18 protein-coding genes are annotated in these 17346 nt (G+C 43.5%); 1 reads left to right on the forward strand and 17 read right to left on the reverse strand.

The features are described 5' to 3' along the window. Nucleotides 1-34 precede the first annotated feature (34 nt). The 14 genes from pflB to rlmD form a co-directional block, all read right to left on the reverse strand. Nucleotides 35-2305, reverse strand: a complete 2271-nt coding sequence (gene pflB / locus WBM30_RS08745) for a formate C-acetyltransferase (protein ID WP_424900357.1) — start codon at nt 2303-2305, stop codon at nt 35-37. A 256-nt stretch (nt 2306-2561) separates the two neighbouring features. After that, complete coding sequence (locus WBM30_RS08750) at nt 2562-2717, reverse strand: hypothetical protein (RefSeq protein WP_424900358.1); 156 nt, start codon at nt 2715-2717, stop codon at nt 2562-2564. A gap of 123 nt (nt 2718-2840) precedes the next feature. After that, entirely contained in the window at nt 2841-3770 is a 930-nt protein-coding gene (locus WBM30_RS08755; protein WP_424900359.1) for a Fic family protein, read from the reverse strand. A 64-nt stretch (nt 3771-3834) separates the two neighbouring features. Then, nucleotides 3835-4218 (reverse strand): hypothetical protein, encoded by a 384-nt coding sequence (locus tag WBM30_RS08760; protein WP_407433368.1) that lies wholly within the window; start codon nt 4216-4218, stop codon nt 3835-3837. Continuing rightward, on the reverse strand, nt 4202-5530 hold the full coding sequence (locus WBM30_RS08765) for an MATE family efflux transporter (RefSeq protein ID WP_424900360.1): 1329 nt from the start codon (nt 5528-5530) through the stop codon (nt 4202-4204). Before WBM30_RS08765 ends, WBM30_RS08760 begins: the two co-directional genes overlap by 17 nt. A 176-nt stretch (nt 5531-5706) precedes the next feature. Beyond that, entirely contained in the window at nt 5707-6489 is a 783-nt protein-coding gene (gene yghU / locus WBM30_RS08770) for a glutathione-dependent disulfide-bond oxidoreductase (protein ID WP_424900361.1), read from the reverse strand. 273 nt (nt 6490-6762) lie between these two features. Then, nucleotides 6763-7365 carry a class I SAM-dependent methyltransferase gene (locus WBM30_RS08775; protein ID WP_407433371.1) on the reverse strand — a complete coding sequence of 201 codons (603 nt, stop codon included), beginning with the start codon at nt 7363-7365 and terminating at the stop codon, nt 6763-6765. 95 nt (nt 7366-7460) lie between these two features. After that, the gene (locus WBM30_RS08780) at nt 7461-8087 is read right to left on the reverse strand and encodes an isoprenylcysteine carboxylmethyltransferase family protein (protein ID WP_424900362.1); all 627 of its coding nucleotides are present in this window, start codon (nt 8085-8087) and stop codon (nt 7461-7463) included. 269 nt (nt 8088-8356) lie between these two features. After that, complete coding sequence (locus WBM30_RS08785) at nt 8357-9145, reverse strand: SDR family NAD(P)-dependent oxidoreductase (RefSeq protein WP_407433373.1); 789 nt, start codon at nt 9143-9145, stop codon at nt 8357-8359. Nucleotides 9146-9444: 299 nt separating this feature from the next. Continuing rightward, nucleotides 9445-9606, reverse strand: coding sequence for a phosphoribosylaminoimidazolesuccinocarboxamide synthase (locus WBM30_RS08790; protein ID WP_407433385.1), 162 nt, complete (start codon nt 9604-9606; stop codon nt 9445-9447). Nucleotides 9607-9628: 22 nt separating this feature from the next. After that, a complete protein-coding gene (locus tag WBM30_RS08795; RefSeq protein WP_407433374.1) occupies nt 9629-9829 on the reverse strand; it encodes a hypothetical protein in 201 nt (66 codons plus the stop codon). A 79-nt stretch (nt 9830-9908) separates the two neighbouring features. After that, nucleotides 9909-10346, reverse strand: coding sequence for a hypothetical protein (locus WBM30_RS08800; RefSeq protein ID WP_407433375.1), 438 nt, complete (start codon nt 10344-10346; stop codon nt 9909-9911). Nucleotides 10347-10515: 169 nt separating this feature from the next. Beyond that, the gene (locus tag WBM30_RS08805; RefSeq protein WP_424900363.1) at nt 10516-11409 is read right to left on the reverse strand and encodes a GGDEF domain-containing protein; all 894 of its coding nucleotides are present in this window, start codon (nt 11407-11409) and stop codon (nt 10516-10518) included. A gap of 287 nt (nt 11410-11696) precedes the next feature. Beyond that, complete coding sequence (rlmD, locus tag WBM30_RS08810; RefSeq protein ID WP_424900364.1) at nt 11697-13079, reverse strand: 23S rRNA (uracil(1939)-C(5))-methyltransferase RlmD; 1383 nt, start codon at nt 13077-13079, stop codon at nt 11697-11699. Between the two features lie 219 nt (nt 13080-13298). Between rlmD and WBM30_RS08815 the strand changes: the two genes are divergently transcribed. Next, entirely contained in the window at nt 13299-13697 is a 399-nt protein-coding gene (locus WBM30_RS08815; RefSeq protein WP_107995551.1) for a VOC family protein, read from the forward strand. A gap of 77 nt (nt 13698-13774) precedes the next feature. Here the strand turns inward: WBM30_RS08815 and WBM30_RS08820 are convergent, their stop codons facing one another. From WBM30_RS08820 to gatB, 3 genes are all read right to left on the reverse strand, one after another. Continuing rightward, nucleotides 13775-14185: a thioredoxin family protein gene (locus tag WBM30_RS08820; protein ID WP_424900365.1), complete on the reverse strand. Its 411-nt coding sequence runs from the start codon at nt 14183-14185 to the stop codon at nt 13775-13777. 109 nt (nt 14186-14294) lie between these two features. Beyond that, nucleotides 14295-15326: a diacylglycerol kinase gene (locus WBM30_RS08825; RefSeq protein WP_424900366.1), complete on the reverse strand. Its 1032-nt coding sequence runs from the start codon at nt 15324-15326 to the stop codon at nt 14295-14297. A 454-nt stretch (nt 15327-15780) separates the two neighbouring features. Beyond that, complete coding sequence (gatB, locus tag WBM30_RS08830; RefSeq protein ID WP_424900374.1) at nt 15781-17211, reverse strand: Asp-tRNA(Asn)/Glu-tRNA(Gln) amidotransferase subunit GatB; 1431 nt, start codon at nt 17209-17211, stop codon at nt 15781-15783. Nucleotides 17212-17346: the final 135 nt, after the last annotated feature.

Below are 17346 nucleotides of genomic sequence, written 5' to 3' on the forward strand. Positions count from 1 at the left end.
ATTTTATTTTGAGATAGCCCCTGATCGTGTTTAATTAGAATGAATCATGAATAACGCGTTCCAGCAAGTCTGAAATTTGATCTTTCGTTGCTTTTGCTAATTCCAACGCATAACCGGATACACGAATGGTAGCTTGCGGATAATTCTCTGGATTTCTCAACATTTCTTCCAGACCTTCTTTAGAAAATACGTTTACGTTTAAGTGATGTCCACCATCTTTTCCAAAGTATCCGTCCAATAGCATCGATAAGTTCTCTATTTGAACGTCACGTTCTTTTCCTAATGCTTTAGGATGAACTGCCCATGTATAGGAAGAACCATCTTTAACGTCTTCGAAATCAATCGTACTAACTGATTTCAATGCTGCTAGAGCACCTTTGTGAGGACTGCTATAACTTGGGTTAGCTCCTGGAGACAATGGAGTGAACGCCTCTCTATAACCTTTGTACTTCGCATCTTGTCCACTAAATAGAGCACCTGTCGCTTTTCCGTAAACGATATTTGAAGTAATTGTCAAAATAGAGGTTGTAATTTCAGAATTACGGTAAGTAGGTTGAGCTTTCAACTTGCCAACAAATTTCTTGATCAGCATGTCAGCAATTTCATCTGCTGCTTTTTCGTTATTACCGAATGTTGGGAACTGATCCCCTTCAACGACATAGTCGATTGGGAAGCCCTCTTCGTCACGAACCACACGGACCTTAGAATATTTAACAGCACTCATTGAGTCAGTTGCCAATCCGATACCAGCAATACCTGTAGCCATCATTCTGTGAAGTTTTGTATCCAGCAAACCAAATTGAACAGCTTCGTATGCATATTTATCGTGCATGTAGTGGATGATGTTCAATGATCTAACATAAGTTGTTGCTACCCAATCCATAACAACATCTATTTTTTCCATTAGAGTGTCATAGTCCAGGTATTCATCTGTGATTGGTTCTAGGCCATCGATAACTTTACTTCTATTTTTCTCATCGTAACCACCTGTAACGGCATAAGTTAAGATCTTAGGAAGGGAAGCTCTTGCACCGAAATATTGGATAGAACTACCAGTATCTCCTGCTGTCGGGCTTACGCAGCAAGCGATTGAAACGTCATTACTTCCATAATAGTGACGCATAACATCGTCATTCTCATATTGGATTGCACTTGTATCAATACTTACTTTTGCACAGAAATCCTTGAATCCTTTAGGAAGTTTTTCATTCCACATTAAAGTCATGTTAGGTTCTGGTGCGTTACCCATATTATAGAGTGTTTGCAAGAATCTGAATGTATTTTTTGTTACCAATGAATTGTTATCATCAAGCATACCTGCAAATGTTAATGTTGCCCATGTTGGGTCTCCTGCAAACAAAGCTTCGTATTCTGGTGTTCTTAGTTGACGAACGATACGAACTTTCATTACCAAGTGGTCGATCAATTCTTGTGCTTCTTTTTCAGTCAAAGCACCTTCTTGGATATCACGCTCGATATAAATATCCAGGAATTCTGCAATACGTCCTAAGCCTTGTGCAGCACCATTGTCTTCTTTAACCATAGCCAAGAATCCTAAGTAAACCCATTGTACTGCTTCTTGTGCATTTTCTGCTGGTCTGCTGATATCAAAGCCATAAATTTTACCTAATTCAATCAATTTTCCTAATGCACGATATTGCGTTGAAACTTCCTCACGTAACCGGATGTCTTCTTCAGTATAAGTTTTTGCTTGCAATGCGTTCCAATCGTTTAGTTTTTGTTTCTTCAAATAATTAACACCATACAGTGCGATACGTCTGAAGTCTGGAATGATTCGTCCGCGACCGTAAGCATCGGGTAATCCAGTAACGATCTTATTGCGTCTAGCCATTCGAATGTCATCATCGTAAGCATCAAAGACACCTTGGTTATGAGTTTTACGGTGTTCTGTATAAAATTCATCTAATTCAGGATCAAGTTCATAACCATAAGATTTTAATGCTGTTTCTGCCATACGGATACCACCATAAACGTTCAAGCCACGTTTCAATGGTTTTTCTGTTTGTAAACCAACAATTTTTTCTAAATCTTTGTTGATATAACCAGCCGGATGAGAAGTTAACGTACTGACAACAGAAGTATCTGCATCCAAAACCCCACCATTAGCGATTTCTTGCTTTTTAAGTTCTACGATCGCTTGCCACAATTCATTTGTCGCTTCCGTAGGTCCTTCAAGGAAACTGTCATCCCCAACATACTCTGTGTAGTTATTTTTGATGAATTCTTGGACGTCAATACCGTCTTGCCATTGAGAACCTTTAAAACCACGCCACGCATTATTCATAAACTAATTCCTCCGCATCTTAGTAGTTTGTTTTTATATTCACATTATACACCATCATGAATAATTTTATAACAGATATGCTCTCATATCATAAAAAAAGGCATAAAAGCTGTCTTATAGGGATATTCCTGTTATAGTTACACAACCAAATCTGTATCAATTGTTATATAACTGGCGGCGTTTTCATGTGATTCACGCTTATTTTGTTAGTATTCCCATGATACATACGAGAACAAATGCACATTTCCGGTAAAAACTAAGGTACTCTATCCACTTGCAATTCATCGACCAAACCTTTTCTTAAACAAAGGGGTGTGGTCAGTGCGCTGCCAATGATGTTCACATCTTTTTCTGTCGCTTTGGTTTGGCGGATTGCATCACAGACGCCGGTTGTGACAAAAGTTATGGACATCTTTCAGGATGTTCCGCAAATCCATCCAAAGAAATGTCCAGGTCCAAAATAACTTTTCCCACGTTCATTCTCCTGTCTGGATGCGTTTTGTCTGCTTTTGATACGACTCTTTGTCTCTAACAATTATTCCTCCATAAAATAATCAACTAGCTTTTTGTATTCGTCCTGCGCGGAATAGCACGTATCCACCAGATACACTTTCGCAGTTTCAAATTCCTTCAGGCCGCGATAATAAAACAATTTGTGGCGTTCATCAATGACGAACGGTACAATTCCCCAGCGCAAACATTCCTTGAACAGAATAATTCGCCCAACTCTGCCATTACCGTCCTGAAACGGATGGATCGATTCGAACTGATGATGGAACGCAATGATGTCCTCGAATTGTACGACCTCCAGAGAGGCATAATCTGCCAGCAACTTAGCCATTTCACCCTTCACTTTTGCTGGGGAAACGGTTCGGTTTTCGCCGACCATATTCGGTTTTGCTTTGTAATCCCCAACCTTGAACCATTCTTTTCTGCTGTCGGAAGTATTCGACTTGATCAAACGATGAAAGACTTTGATCATTTCCTCCGTCAATTCCTGATCCGCCACATCAATCATATAATCAAAACATTGGAAATGATTGATTGTCTCGATGATATCATCGATAGGTGTAGCTTCTTCCTTCGGCATTGCAATCGTATTCGTTTCGTAAATATAGCGCGTCTGCTCTTCCGACAGGATGCTTCCTTCTATCCGATTGGAATTATAGGCAAGTTTGATCTGGGTCTGGTGATACAATCCGCCCTTCAACTTCATTTCTTTCTCTTCCTTCAAAAGCTTTAGCAATGGCCGTTCCGACTGCTGTTCCTGTTCCATCTCCATGATATCTCCAGGCTGACAGTGCAGAAACCCGCAGATATCCTCGATGACTTTTAAGGAAACCGACTCATTCTTTGTTAATTTTGCCATCGTGGCAGAAGATATCCCAATCCCTTTTTTTAATTCTGTTTTAAGGATAGCTCTCTCCCCAAGGAGTTTAAATAATTTATTATACTGGATTGCCATACAATCACCTCACCCTGATTATATCACGAAAAGTTTAGTTTCATAAACATCAAGAGGTCGACCTTCACATTTGCGAAGGTTGACCTCTTTCGGTAATATCATCCATCGCCTGAAGTGCCAGTTTCAAAGATTTGATCCTTCTTTCCAGTAGGGTTTTCTGCGGACTGCCCGGCTTCGACTTGGCGTAGATGCCTTCGATTGAGGGAAGCAAACCCGCAAGCAGGATGCGGGCTTCTTTCAAGTCTTCGTGGGTGTATGGATGGGGCTTTTCATCCCAAACTTGTTCCAGTACAGCCAAGCCGATGCGGAGAGCCTGGAGCCGTTTCGACACCAATGTCGTGTTGGCGCCTTTCTCGGTCATACTGCTCAATGCATTTTCGGATTTGCGGATGGTCGATTGGAAAGATTTCAGTGATTCCGCTTTGATCGTTTCAGTCAGGATTTCCATAAGCTATGGCCCCCTTCTCCGTCGCAGTTGCTAAATAGAGTGCAAATCCGGCGACAATCAGCTCGGAAAGCACAAAGGCCGACCAGATGCCCGTCATCCCCCAGATATTGCTGAATACTATCGCCATGGGAACAATGACTGCCAATCCCCTCAAAATGGAGATGATGAAGGCGGCGCGTGCTTTTTCAGTGGCGCTCAGGAACATGGCCGTCACGATGTTTATCCCGACAAAGAAAAAGCCCAGGAAATAGATTTTCATCCCTCTATCCGCCAGTTGCGCGATTGCAAGATCGTTTTCATTGTTGAACAGGCTGATCAGCATGTCCGAATACGCAAACGTACCCACGTAGATAAGTGTGGCTATCAAGGCAGCCGTCAGCAAGGCATACTGTCTCACTTTTTTGACCAATTCCCACTTCTTCATTCCGTAGTATTTGCTGATGAGCGGCTGTACGCCTTGTCCTAAACCGGTGAAGATCGCGACCGCCACAAAAGCAAGGTTTGCGACAATGCCGTATGCAGCAACACCCCTGTTCCCCTCGAGCCCCAAAATCAGCAAATTGAACGTCGTCAAAACGACCGCGGAGGACACTTCCATGATAAACGTTGAAGAGCCCAGATTGAGGATATCCACAACCGCCGGACGGGTCATTTTGTGTTTAAGGAATTCCGGCTTGCGCTTCCTCGCTGCGAAGTGCGTGGAGAGAATACCCAAACTGATGATCGGTGAAAGGCTAGTCGCAAAAGCGGCACCGAACATGCCCATCCCGAACGGAAAGAGGAAAATATAATCCAGGATCACATTCGAAAAGCTGCCGACCAGCATCGCCGTCATGGCCAGTTTGGGATTGTTGTCGTTGCGGACGAAAGCGAGCACGGTATTGTTCAGGATGAAAAACGGCGCAAAGGCTAAAATCGTAGCCATGTATGCTTGGGTCAAAGGCAAAGTGACCGCATCCGCCCCCAAAGCCGATGATAGTGCTCTCGATCCGAATAAGCCGAGCAAAACGAACAACAGGCCTGCGATAATGCCGAGTTTGAGTGCCCCCGCAAAGACCCCTTCGGCTTCTTCCTCTTTGTTTCGGGATTTCAATATTCCGAAACGGGCGGCTCCGCCGATGCCGATCATCAATCCGACACCGTGAATAAGGCTGTATACCGGCACAGCAAAATTCAACGCAGCAATCCCGTTTACCCCCAACGCTTTCGCTATGTAGAACGTGTCGGCCAAAATGTAAAACGATACGCCGATCATCCCCAAGATATTCAGGCTTACGTACTTCGAGAAGTCCCTCAGTAATGTTTTTTCCATGTTGCATTCTCCTTCCAAAATAAAAAAGGTGTCCCGAAAACATTCCTTCAAAGACCTACGGAATGTTTCTGAACACCTTGAACTCTCTGCCCGGTGGCAAAAAGAGGGTTATCTATTTTGTTGATATCATTTGATTATAATTTTTAGGGGACTTAATGTCAATGCCGCCATCGCATTCACAACGGTTGATACTCCGCTGCTAGACCTCTTTGAACGCCTGGTCGTTCTGCAATACGGTGAGACCATTCCAAGAGATGCGGGTATTCATCCAGATTCAAAAATTCATAAGATCCTTTATACAGTTTTCCCAAGGCTAATCGACCGTACCAAGACCATATGGCAATATCTGCGATGGTGTAGGTGTCGCCAGCCATATATGGACGCTGCGCTAATGTTTTATCGAGTAAATCCAGCTGACGTTTCGTCTCCATCGTGAAGCGATCTATCGGGTATTGCATAGGCTCTGGAGCATATGCGAAAAAGTGACCAAATCCTCCACCAACATAAGGCCCTGCGCCTATTTGCCAGAATAGCCAATTAAGAGTTTCGGTCCGACCATAGATATCCGTTGGAATCAGTTGGCCAAATTTCTCGGCTAAATAAAGCAAAATGGAGCCTGATTCAAAAATTTCCACACGAGGACTTTGACTTTGGTCAACAAGGGCTGGAATTTTAGAGTTAGGATTAATCTCGACGAAATCCGAACCAAATTGGTCGCCTTCTCCAATATTGATAGTGTACACGTCGTAATCTGCGCCCTCAACACCTAATTCTTTCAGCTCTTCGAACATAATTGTTACTTTAATGCCATTCGGTGTTCCTAATGAATAGAGTTGGAACGGAGCCTCTCCGACTGGTAATTTTTGTTCGAAACGACTGCCGGCTGTCGGACGATTGCCAACTTTATTTGAATTCGCTTCTTCCCATTGCCACACTTTTGGTAATTCATATGCCGTCATCATACCACTCCTCATAAATTTTATTAGTCCCTTCATCATACTACTCATCTCCCGATTTGCCCAAATATTAGCTTATCCATCTATCTCAATTAGAGGGTTTACGCGTTAAACCTGAACGGTAAATCGAAAAGGAAGAAGCTCGGACTTTTGTCCTGGCTTCTTCCTTTTGTGCTTTTATTCTTTGTGTATCAAATTTCGCGAGAATTCCCGCGTGGAGGGAGCGGATTTAATTCAATAAGAATGTCATCAACAGTTAAATGATTTTTTGATACCCTATTTCTTAGCATCCATAATAAATATAGATGCATCTTGGTTCATGAATAGTTTGGTTCCACTGTAGATGGTTTTGCTTCGGATATCCTTGTAGCCTATTTTCAGCATCGATTCTTTGAGCTGCTCTTGATCGAATCCGTTATGGACTAAATCTGAAACGACCTTATCAGTCTTATTGAAATCGACAATCAGCAAGTGGCCTTCATCATTCAAAACAGCGTGGAGCTTGGCCAGAAGTGCTTCATAATCCTGAATGTGCAGCAGCACCTGAGCCATGAAAATATAGTCCGCGCGGAGATCAGATTGGCTTGATGATTCAAAATCAAAACACAATGTACTTGCATTCCCCGAATCTACTTCAGAAATTTTTGTTTCTACGATATGCAGCATGTTCTCTGATGCATCCAAAAAAATCATCGATTCAAATTCGCTCAACAAATTCATTCCGACCAGACCGGTTCCGCATCCAAAGTCAATCGCACTTTTACTTTTGGCGTCACCCAAATACTCTTTGATGGCGTCTGAAGCAACCTTTGCGATGTGGTGTCGTTCTGGATTATCATAATTGCTTGCTATGCTGTCAAACTTATCAGTGTTCCCCATAAACGTGCCTCCTTTATTATTGAGAGGGTTTTCCCCCCTGTTATTAGTTATTTGCAAGGTTAGTAGTATACCACATTAACAGGAAGGGTCCTCGGCTATCTGTTTCCATCACGCTTAAACTTAGGCAAATATCTTCCCGTATATTCCATGTATTTTTTATATTCATCGCCGAAATATCCAATCAACATTGTTTCTTCCTTCGAAATTCTTAGCGGCGTCCACAGGATAACAAGTGCTGTAAAGCCCACAAAAAACGTATTAGCCGTATACAGTGCCAGGCCCGTTGACCATAATATCATGGCGGTATATATCGGATGCCGCATCACGCTGTAAGGTCCAGAGGTGACCAGTGTATGCTCTTCCTGTATCTTTAGATTCACGGACCAGTTCTTGTCCAAAACTACCTGCGAATAGCTCCAAAAAATCAAGCTGGTTGAAGAAATGATAACGCCAATCCATCTTAATACGCTCGGCAAATAAAACTGAAACCTGATATTATATATTGGAAAAAATGTATAAATAACAATCGCAATGGCCAACAGGATCCCGGCAATGACTCTGAATGCAAACAGTAACTTCCCTTCATTCTCAATCGCTTCATGATCCGGTGATAGTTTGGTTCCGGATTTTTTTGCCCGAAGTGCCGGAAGTATGCGATTAAAAATCATTATAAAGGTAAGATGGATCCAGAAAATTAACCTGAACGTAAACTCTTCATTCATCTTGTCACCCTTTTTCGCTTATATAGCTTTCTCGGGAAAGTCTATACATCATTTACTTTTAATCTCTTTTTTCTTATTTTTATTATATAGAAGAATTATCATTGAAATGTTTTGCTCAAATTTTATTATGGAACCATTCCTTGAACTTCTTCGCAGCAAATTCAGCGGTCCCCCCAAGCCATTTCCACAAAGACTTGATTGTGGTTGCTTTTTCCATAGGTACAGCTTAACAATCATCGGTAAAGAATAGCTTAAGTCAGGATAGTTCCCTATATCAGTCTGTCTTTGCGGAAGCCAGCAGTCATAAAACGCCATGCCGCTTTTCGGTTTGTCAGCCAAGCGATTTGAGCGTCATTCTTGGTGTTGCTAAGTATTCTTGGTATCAAAAATTTTGCGACCGTTTCCGGTTTGTCGGCCAATATATTGAATGTCCTTCTGAACTGCTCATTTGCAATGACCTCAGACGGCTGACCGTCAGGCGTTTTTGTGATAAAATCAGTCAGCACCATACCAGGCGACAACCGCCCCGCTATTACATTGGTACCCTCCAGTTCCTTCGCAAGACCTTTCATAAAGTACGTTAATGCGTGCTTGGTGGTACCGTACAATATTGTTTTTATCTGGATCATGTTGTTTGAGCCAAGACCCTCCATGCTGTATATCGCCCCATGCCCCTGTTTTAGCATTCCCATTGCCGCAATCTGCGAACCGTATATCATACCGATTAGATTGGTCTTAATGATGTTTTCCGTGCAGGTTCCGTCCGTTTCCCACGAAAATATGTGTGGCGTATTTTGCCCCGCGTTATTGATCCATATATCTATCCCGCCCCACCGTACCAAAGAAGCGTCCCATAGTTTCTGCAGGCTTTCTTTTTCCTGGACGTTGCATGGGAAATAGATGTATTTCTCCTCAAAGGGCGACAGTTCCCTTTGAGCTGATGTCACAAGTACTTCACCTCTGCCGGACAGCGTAACATTGCATCCAGCTCGCAGAAACTCGGTTGCCATAGAAAAACCAAGCCCACGTGTACTGCCTGTTATCACAATGTTTTTCATAAAATCCCTCCGTTATTTTGCATTCAGCCATTCCAGAGTAAGTAGGAAATTTCCCCTTTTACCGCGTTATCAACAATAATACAGGATCAGCGTGCGCGATTTGCATTAGTAGATACCCTGGTTTGAGGCTGCTTACGATAGCCCTTCACGGGATTGCAGTTTGCGCATCCTCATAATTATGTAACCGTTCATTTCCGAACCAATTGTACCATACCACCTTCAGTGAACTCTATTCAGGTAAACCTGTCAACGCATAAGAAAAGGAAGCCAAAAAGCTTCCTCTTGAATAATTATTCATTTTATTTTAACAGCAATTGCTCTAACTTAAGCGGTTCTATATACTGTCCGTCCCTATACGCTCGCATGTTCCCACCAGAAATTTCATCGATCAGAGCTATATGTTTGTCTTCCTCTACTCTTCCAAATTCAAATTTGATGTCCTTACGGCTTTTTCTAATTATCTTGCCTTAAACGGTCATTTCATCAGCTTAAGAAATACTCATAATATGCACCTTGAAAGAGTAAAATTATGTCGCCTAAAACCCCTATACCAAGAAACATAAAATAGTAAGTTGCTTTTGTTATTTCTTTATCAAACAGCTCTTTAAAAGCTTGGATTACCAGTCGTTCGAATTTAAACCAACTTAACATCCAGCCAATAAGGAGAAAAGTAATGATTGCCATATTTATACCACCTTATGTTTTCCTTTTGTTTTCACACTTTAATATTGTGCAGAAAATTCTTGTAAAACACACGGAATTCCTATTCCATTTTTTCCGCCAGCGTTTTGATACGCTCCAGCGCTCTGGGCAAGCTGATGTTGAACGTTTCTTCTAGTTCTTCCGGAACCTCGGTATTGACAGTCAATGTCGTAATTCTATTTTTTTCGGTGAGGGAATAACTCTCTGTCCCGCCAGTCCACTCTTTTTCGCGTTCCTGCTGTCCACTTTCCTTGGTGTCCGCACTGTGCCTGAACAAGACGAACGCATTCAGATCGAGTTTCTCTATCAGACTTGTCACGCCGTAACCATTTAAAGAAGACAGGAACTGGATTTCATTGCCTTCTTTCATTTCGCCCTTCATATAGGTACCTTCATCAATAAGATTTGCCCAGACGCGGAAGGACGCATCTTCCCAAAGCGTTGCCCAGACGCTTTCTTTAGAGGCATTGATTTCGATTGAGAATTGAAGTTTTTTCATATTGACCCTCCTTAAAAACCAGCAATTAGTTTCCCTCTCCTTAATGCTCCTTTAATCTATGGCATTAAGCGGGCTTTTAAGCTTATCGAAGTGCTTGATGAGCCAGTCAAAATATTGCTGATGCTGCTCAGCATTGTGACTATCTTTTTATTCTGAAAAAATAAGTCTACTAGCCAACCACTTTATTCCTTCCGGTCTTTTTAGCTTCATATAAATTTTTGTCTGAACAGTGAATCAGAGTCTCATAGTCTATCATTTCTTCACTTGTTACAGTATAAAGTCCAAAACTTGAGGTTAGCTTGATCTTTTCTCCATTATAGCTGAAAACTGTATTTTCAATGGCTTTTCTCATTTCATCAGCGATAGCCCATGCGGTTTCTTTATTTGTATTTGTTAAGCAGACCATAAACTCTTCACCGCCGAATCTAGCAATCCAATCCATATCTTGTCTTGTGTTTTTCTCAAGGATTCCCGCAACTTCTTTTAATATGTAATCCCCTGCCACATGACCATAGGTGTCGTTGACTTTTTTGAAATGGTCAATATCTGCCATCAGGAGTGAGATTGGTTGATTTTCCAGATGAGATTTGAGCATATCTACAGGTAATCTTTCAATGATATATCTCTTGTTATAGATTTGTGTCAGCTCATCTGTTACCGCTGCTACATTGGCTTGGTCCAGCAGTCTTTTAATTTCCAAACTTTCAGTTAACTCTCTGTCGCCTATAATCATACTTTTTGTAACGTTTTTTAAAAGTTCAACTACAACCATTCTATCTTCTATTTTTACAGGTATTGCTGTAACCATAATGATTTTATCAGGAGAAGTTTCTATTTTGATAAAGGTGTCATTTTCATTGTAGGCTCTCATGGAAATACAATTCTTGCATACCGTACCTTTCCCCCATATGCCAAAACAGGCTTCCAGAACCGGCATGAGTTCTTCTTGATTTTTATTTTTAACAAATAAGACTTCTTTTTTAATAGGGTCAACAATCCTTACCTGTTCATACATTTTTTCAAATGTTGTCAATTGACTTATGAGTGTCTGAAACCCCTTCAAATTTGTTTCTACCTTAATCACCTCTTGTTTAGATTTATCGTTACAGCAAAACTCACTCTATTTTCTCATTTTTTCATTTCAATTATACCATAGGAAATTTCTACCGAAAATCACAAATGGAATATAAACAGGATTCTCCCTGATGAACAAATGGGTAGGAATGGACTTCCACATCCCGTATTACACCATTAGCCAATCTATGTCGAAAGTTAAATCACTTTAACCGCGCTCAAAAAAAATAACCCCTGAAAATAACGTAAATACGCCATTCTCAAGGGCTTATACATTTATTTGTTGCGTGTCAAAGCCACAACTGACTCAACATGTAGTGTTTGCGGGAACAGATCCACTGGTTGGATGCTGCCTACGCTGTAGCCGCCTTCGTGGAATAATTGTAGGTCGCGTGCCATTGTAGCTGGGTTGCAGCTGACGTAGACGATGCGCTCAGGAGCGATTTCCAAAGCTGCTTCGATGAAGGCCGGTTCCAAGCCTTTGCGTGGAGGATCGACAACCAAGACATCGGCTTTGACGCCTTCGGCAGCCCATTTCGGCATTACTTCTTCGGCAGCACCGATTTCGAAAGTAATGTTTTCGATGTTGTTTGCTGCTGCATTCATTTCAGCCATTTTCACGGCATCCGGAACAACTTCCATCGCATAAACGTGTTTCGCTTGTTCAGCCAATGACAGGGAGATCGTTCCGATTCCGCAATACGCATCGATGACGGTTTCTTCGCCGGTCAATTGTGCAGCTTCAATCGCCAATTTATAAAGTTTTTCCGTTTGGATCGGGTTCACTTGATAGAATGAACGCGAAGAGATAGCGAATGTATGGCCCATCAGTTTGTCGTGATAAACGTCTTCACCGTGCAGGACGATGGTTTCGTCACCCAGGATGACATTGTTTTGTTTCGGGTTCACGTTTTGGACGATGCTGACCACTTCCGGTAAAGCTTCCAAGATAGCTGGAATGATTTTACTTTGCGGGAACAGTTTCGCCGTACGCGTCACCAAGACAACCATCATTTCGCCTGTGTAATAACCACGGCGGATCATGATGTGACGGATATTTCCGGTATGTTTCTTCTCGTCGTATGCTTTCACGTTGAATTCTTGCAGAATGTCACGGACTTTTACGATGGCTTCATCGATTTTTGGATCCTGGATCTGGAAGTTTTCCATCGGGATCAATTCATGTGTGTTGGTGCGGAAGAATCCGGTAACCAATTTGCCATCTTTTTGACGTACTGGGATCTGCGCTTTATTGCGGTATCCCCATGGATTTTCCATTCCGATTGTCGGTTTAACTTCGACTTCCGGCATTTTGGCAATGCGTTTCATCACTTGTTCGACGTTGTTCTTTTTGAATGCCAATTGGGCAGAGTAACGCAGATTCTGCAATGGCATCGTACCAACGCGTGTTCCTTTAACATCGCGTGTCGGGATACGGTCAGGAGAACTGCTCAGTCTTTCCTCAATGCGGGCGAATCCAAACGATTTGCCGACTTTCGTCACTTTGATGGTGGCCCGTTCGCCCGGTAGTCCATCCGCTACAAATAATGGATAACCCTCAACTTTTGCGACACCCATACCTTCTGACGTTAAGTCCTCAAATGTTACAGTCATCTTCTCATTTTTTATTACCGGTGCTACCGTATATTGTTTTTTCATGTGTACTCCTCAGTTCATAATTTTTCATTCAGATTCATTATACCAAAAAAGAAGGCTACCCGATACAGCAAGCCCGTTTGTTTGGAAAAAATAAGTACTTTCTCATAATATCTCCTGATGCGGCGCGTCTTATCGATAGGAAGTTTCGCTCGCGTTCAGTATAATAGAAGTATATAGACCAGTTACTGACGAGTACAGGAAGAAAGCGAGGATGACAAAATGAGCGGACAACGGATTATTCCCTTTTTGACGTTACCGGGGACTGCAGAAGCAGCGATGCACTTTTATGTTTCCATTTTCCCGAATTCCAGCGTGACCTCCCTCACCAAAATCGATGAGGATGAACACGGGGAGGGCGGTCGCGTAATCAATGAGCAGTTTGTTTTGAATGGACAGGAATTCATGGCGATGGACATGGAAGAGGATTTTTTGCCTGATATGACTTGGGCCGTTTCCCTCTACGTGGACTGCGAAGATGAATCCAGCTTCGACAACTACTTTGATTCCTTATCCGCGGATGGCGTTGTGATGATGGGGCCTGAAGCAGTCGGCGAACTGCGTGCGGTAGCATGGGTCACCGATCAATTCGGCGTCACTTGGCAGTTAGTGTGGAAATAATACGAATGGGCTGCTCCAGTTGGGGGCAGCCCATTCTTTGCGGTTATGGGACAAGCTCCGGCGGACATCCTCGCCTGCTATTCTGCCGCCAGTAAGGCCGGCAAGTCAGCAACGGTGTCCAGATTGACGGACCCGACTGCTTTGCCATCCTCCAGCTTGATCAAGAGCGGAACAAACTCGACGCCGTAGGTTTCCAGCACCTCATCATAGTTGGTATCATTGACACGCTTTTTCGTATTGTAATAATAAGCGGTCTGCCCCGCTTCGGTCAATTTTTCTTCCAGTATCGGACGGAATTTCTTGCAGTAAGGGCAATCATCGAAGCCGAAATAGAGGTAGGCCACATCCTGCGCAACCACTTCTTCATATTCCGTTTCATTTGCGATGGCCACGATTGGGGAATTCCCCTTGTTCCCGCAGGCCACAAGCAGCATCAGCAGCCCACTCAAAAATAAGATGGACAAAAATTTCTTCTGTTTTTTCGGCATACGGCAGGTCCCCTTTTGCAGGAATGTTTCTTTTTTCCAGTATAACAAAAAATGCCCGAGACCTCTCATCAGAAGACCGAGAGGCAGGGCATTTTTCAGATTCTCATTTTTAATTCTTGCCGTCGTAAGGCAAACGTTTGTCGTTGACTTCATCCGGATGCAAGGTTTCAACTTCCTTCATGAAGCCAGTGCCGGCGCCTTCAAGAATGTCTTCATCGGCTTCTTCGATCGGATCAGCATAATCGGAAGTATTCCCGATGATTTTGATGTGCTGTTGGTGATTCGTGAACGTGGTAGGTGCATCACCGCCGTACTCCCCATCCAAGTTGATCATCAACCTTGAACCATCCATGGATTCCGCTCTCACGAAGCTGGTATGTGTGTAAAGGACGTTCGAATTTTCCAGATGTCTGCCCCCGTTCAATACTTGGGCCAACAGTTGCAGAATTTCGAAGATGTTCGCTGTCTTCACGACAAACAGCGTGAACTTGCCATCCCCCAAAACGATGTTCGGATCAATAGTCTCAAAGCCGCCGACCGAGTTTGTCAAGGCCACAAAGAACATGGAAGCCATGCCGTCGTAGACGCCGTCTTCATACTCGATGCGCATGTGCATAGGTTTGAGCTGCGGGATTTTTTCGGCGCCTTTCACCAGATAGGCAAGGTAGCCGAAAATGGTCTTCAGTTTTGCAGGCACGTCGTAAGTCAGGTCCGTCAGATAGCCGCCTGCTGCGATATTTATGAAATAAGTGCCATTCGATTGACCGATATCCATCGGGATGACATTTCCGTCAGCTATGATGCGGGCTGCATCCAATAGGTTTGAGCGCGGAATCTTCAAAGCACGGGCATAGTCATTTGTGGTCCCTGCAGGTATGATGCCGACTGTCGGTCTGTGGTCCAATCCGGCGATGCCGTTGACGACTTCGTTTACGGTACCGTCTCCGCCTGCTGCAACAATCAGGTCGAATCCGGCCAAAGCGGCACGTTCCGCTTCTTTCGTTGCGGATAGGGGTTCTGGTGTCGTGGCATAAGCACTGGCCTCATAGCCTGCTTCTTCCAATATTTGAAGGATGTCAATCATGCTTTTTTTAAGCATTTCTCTTCCGGAAGTAGGATTGTAAATTACTCTTGCTCTCATTCTTTTCCTCATCTTTCTAGGCTCATCTGTTATATAGGTCACAAATCATCTTTCCTTTGTCAAACCACTCAATTAATGATTATATCACCAAAATCATAAGAATACTAATTGCTGAACTGAAAAAAGATAGATTTGTTGCGATTTTTTTGAGAATTTATTTATTCAGAAAAAAAGCCAACCTCCCGAAGGAAGTGGGCTGGAATGTGTGCAACGCAGACGCGTTCTGAAAAGCAGATACCGCTCCCGTTTCGCAAATAACGAAGTGAACAAAAGAGGTTCACTTCGTTATTTGCTCCAACGTCCGGGTATCTAAACGCTTTTCATCTCGCTCTATCTTAGTTGAGTTCTGATTCGCAGAGTTCTCCGCCTAAGTTGACAATCACACGCGAACAAAAAACGTCCGCTTTGTGTTTGTCCTCTTAGTGCTCGAACTCTACCCGCGAATCATCACATCCTATCTTTTTTCTAACTCCTGTGCTAGTAGTTGGTTGACCATGCCTGGGTTGGCTTGGCCTTTGGTTTTTTTCATGATTTGGCCTACTAGGAAGCCTTTGGCGCGGTCTTTTCCGGCTTTGAAGTCGTCAACGGATTGTTGGCTGTTGTCCAAAACGGCGTTGATGATCGGCAACAGTTGCGACGGATCGCTCATTTGGATCAGGCCTTCTGATTCAACGACTGCTTTTGCGTCGCCGCCTTTTGTTGCCAACAGGCGGAAGACTTTTTTGGCGATCTTCGTGCTGATGGTGCCATCTTCGATCAATGTGATCATGCCGGCAAGGTTTGCTGGCGTCAGTTTCGTGTCGGCCAACTCCACTTTTTCGCTGTTCAGGTAGGCTGATACTTCGCCCATCAACCAGTTGGAAGCCAATTTGGCATCCGCTCCTGCAGCAAGGGTACCTTCGAAGAAGTCGGACATTTCTTTCGAAAGTGTCAATACCATTGCATCGTACTCAGGCAGGTCGTATTCAGAAATGTATCTTTCGCGGCGTTTTGCTGGCATTTCCGGAATGCTGGCTTTTACGCGGTCGATCCATTCTTGGGAAACGGTCAAGCCCGGCAGATCTGGTTCCGGGAAGTAACGGTAATCACTTTCGCCTTCTTTGACGCGCATCAGGATTGTTTCGCCATTTGTTTCATCGAAACGGCGTGTTTCTTGTTGGATGACCCCGCCAGCGTTCAATACTTGTGCTTGGCGTTTTTCTTCATGAGCCAAACCTCTGCGGACGAAGTTGAAGGAGTTCAGGTTCTTCAATTCTGTCTTCGTGCCGAATTTTTCTTGGCCGAATGGGCGGATGGAAATGTTGGCATCGCAACGCATGGAGCCTTCTTCCATCTTCACATCGGATACATCTGTGTACATGATGATTTGGCGTACGGCATCCAGATAAGCATAAGCCTCTTCAGGAGAGCGCATATCCGCTTCCGATACGATTTCGATCAACGGCGTTCCTTGACGGTTCAAATCGACATAGGAATAGCCGTCCGATCCGTGCATGTTTTTTCCGGCATCTTCTTCAAGATGGACGCGTTCGATGCGGATCTTTTTCTTGACGCCTTCCACTTCGATTTCGACCCAGCCGTCATGGCCGATTGGGTTATCCAATTGCGAAATTTGGTAAGCTTTCGGATTGTCCGGGTAGAAGTAGTTTTTGCGGTCGAAGTGCGTTTCCGTCGAGATTTCGCAGTTCAAAGCCAAAGCAGCCTTCATGCAGAATTCGATAGCTCTTTTGTTGATGACAGGCAAGACGCCCGGGTAGCCCCAGTCGATGACATTTGTGTTTGTGTTCGGTTCTGCCCCAAAGTGTGCTGGAGATGGGGAGAACATTTTTGATTCAGTTTTCAATTCCACATGGACTTCCAGTCCGATGACTGTTTCATAATTCATAATGTTTTCCGTTGCCATAAATCTAACTAAATCTAGTTTATGTTTGCTTCCCTGTTCTTCGTGCCCGATTTGGTCCTGACGGACTACTTTCGTTTGATGCAGCACTCCGAGGGCGTAAATTCCGATGCAACGAAT

It is taken from the genome of Trichococcus sp. (assembly GCF_049684335.1).
Taxonomy (GTDB): Bacteria; Bacillota; Bacilli; order Lactobacillales; family Aerococcaceae; genus Trichococcus.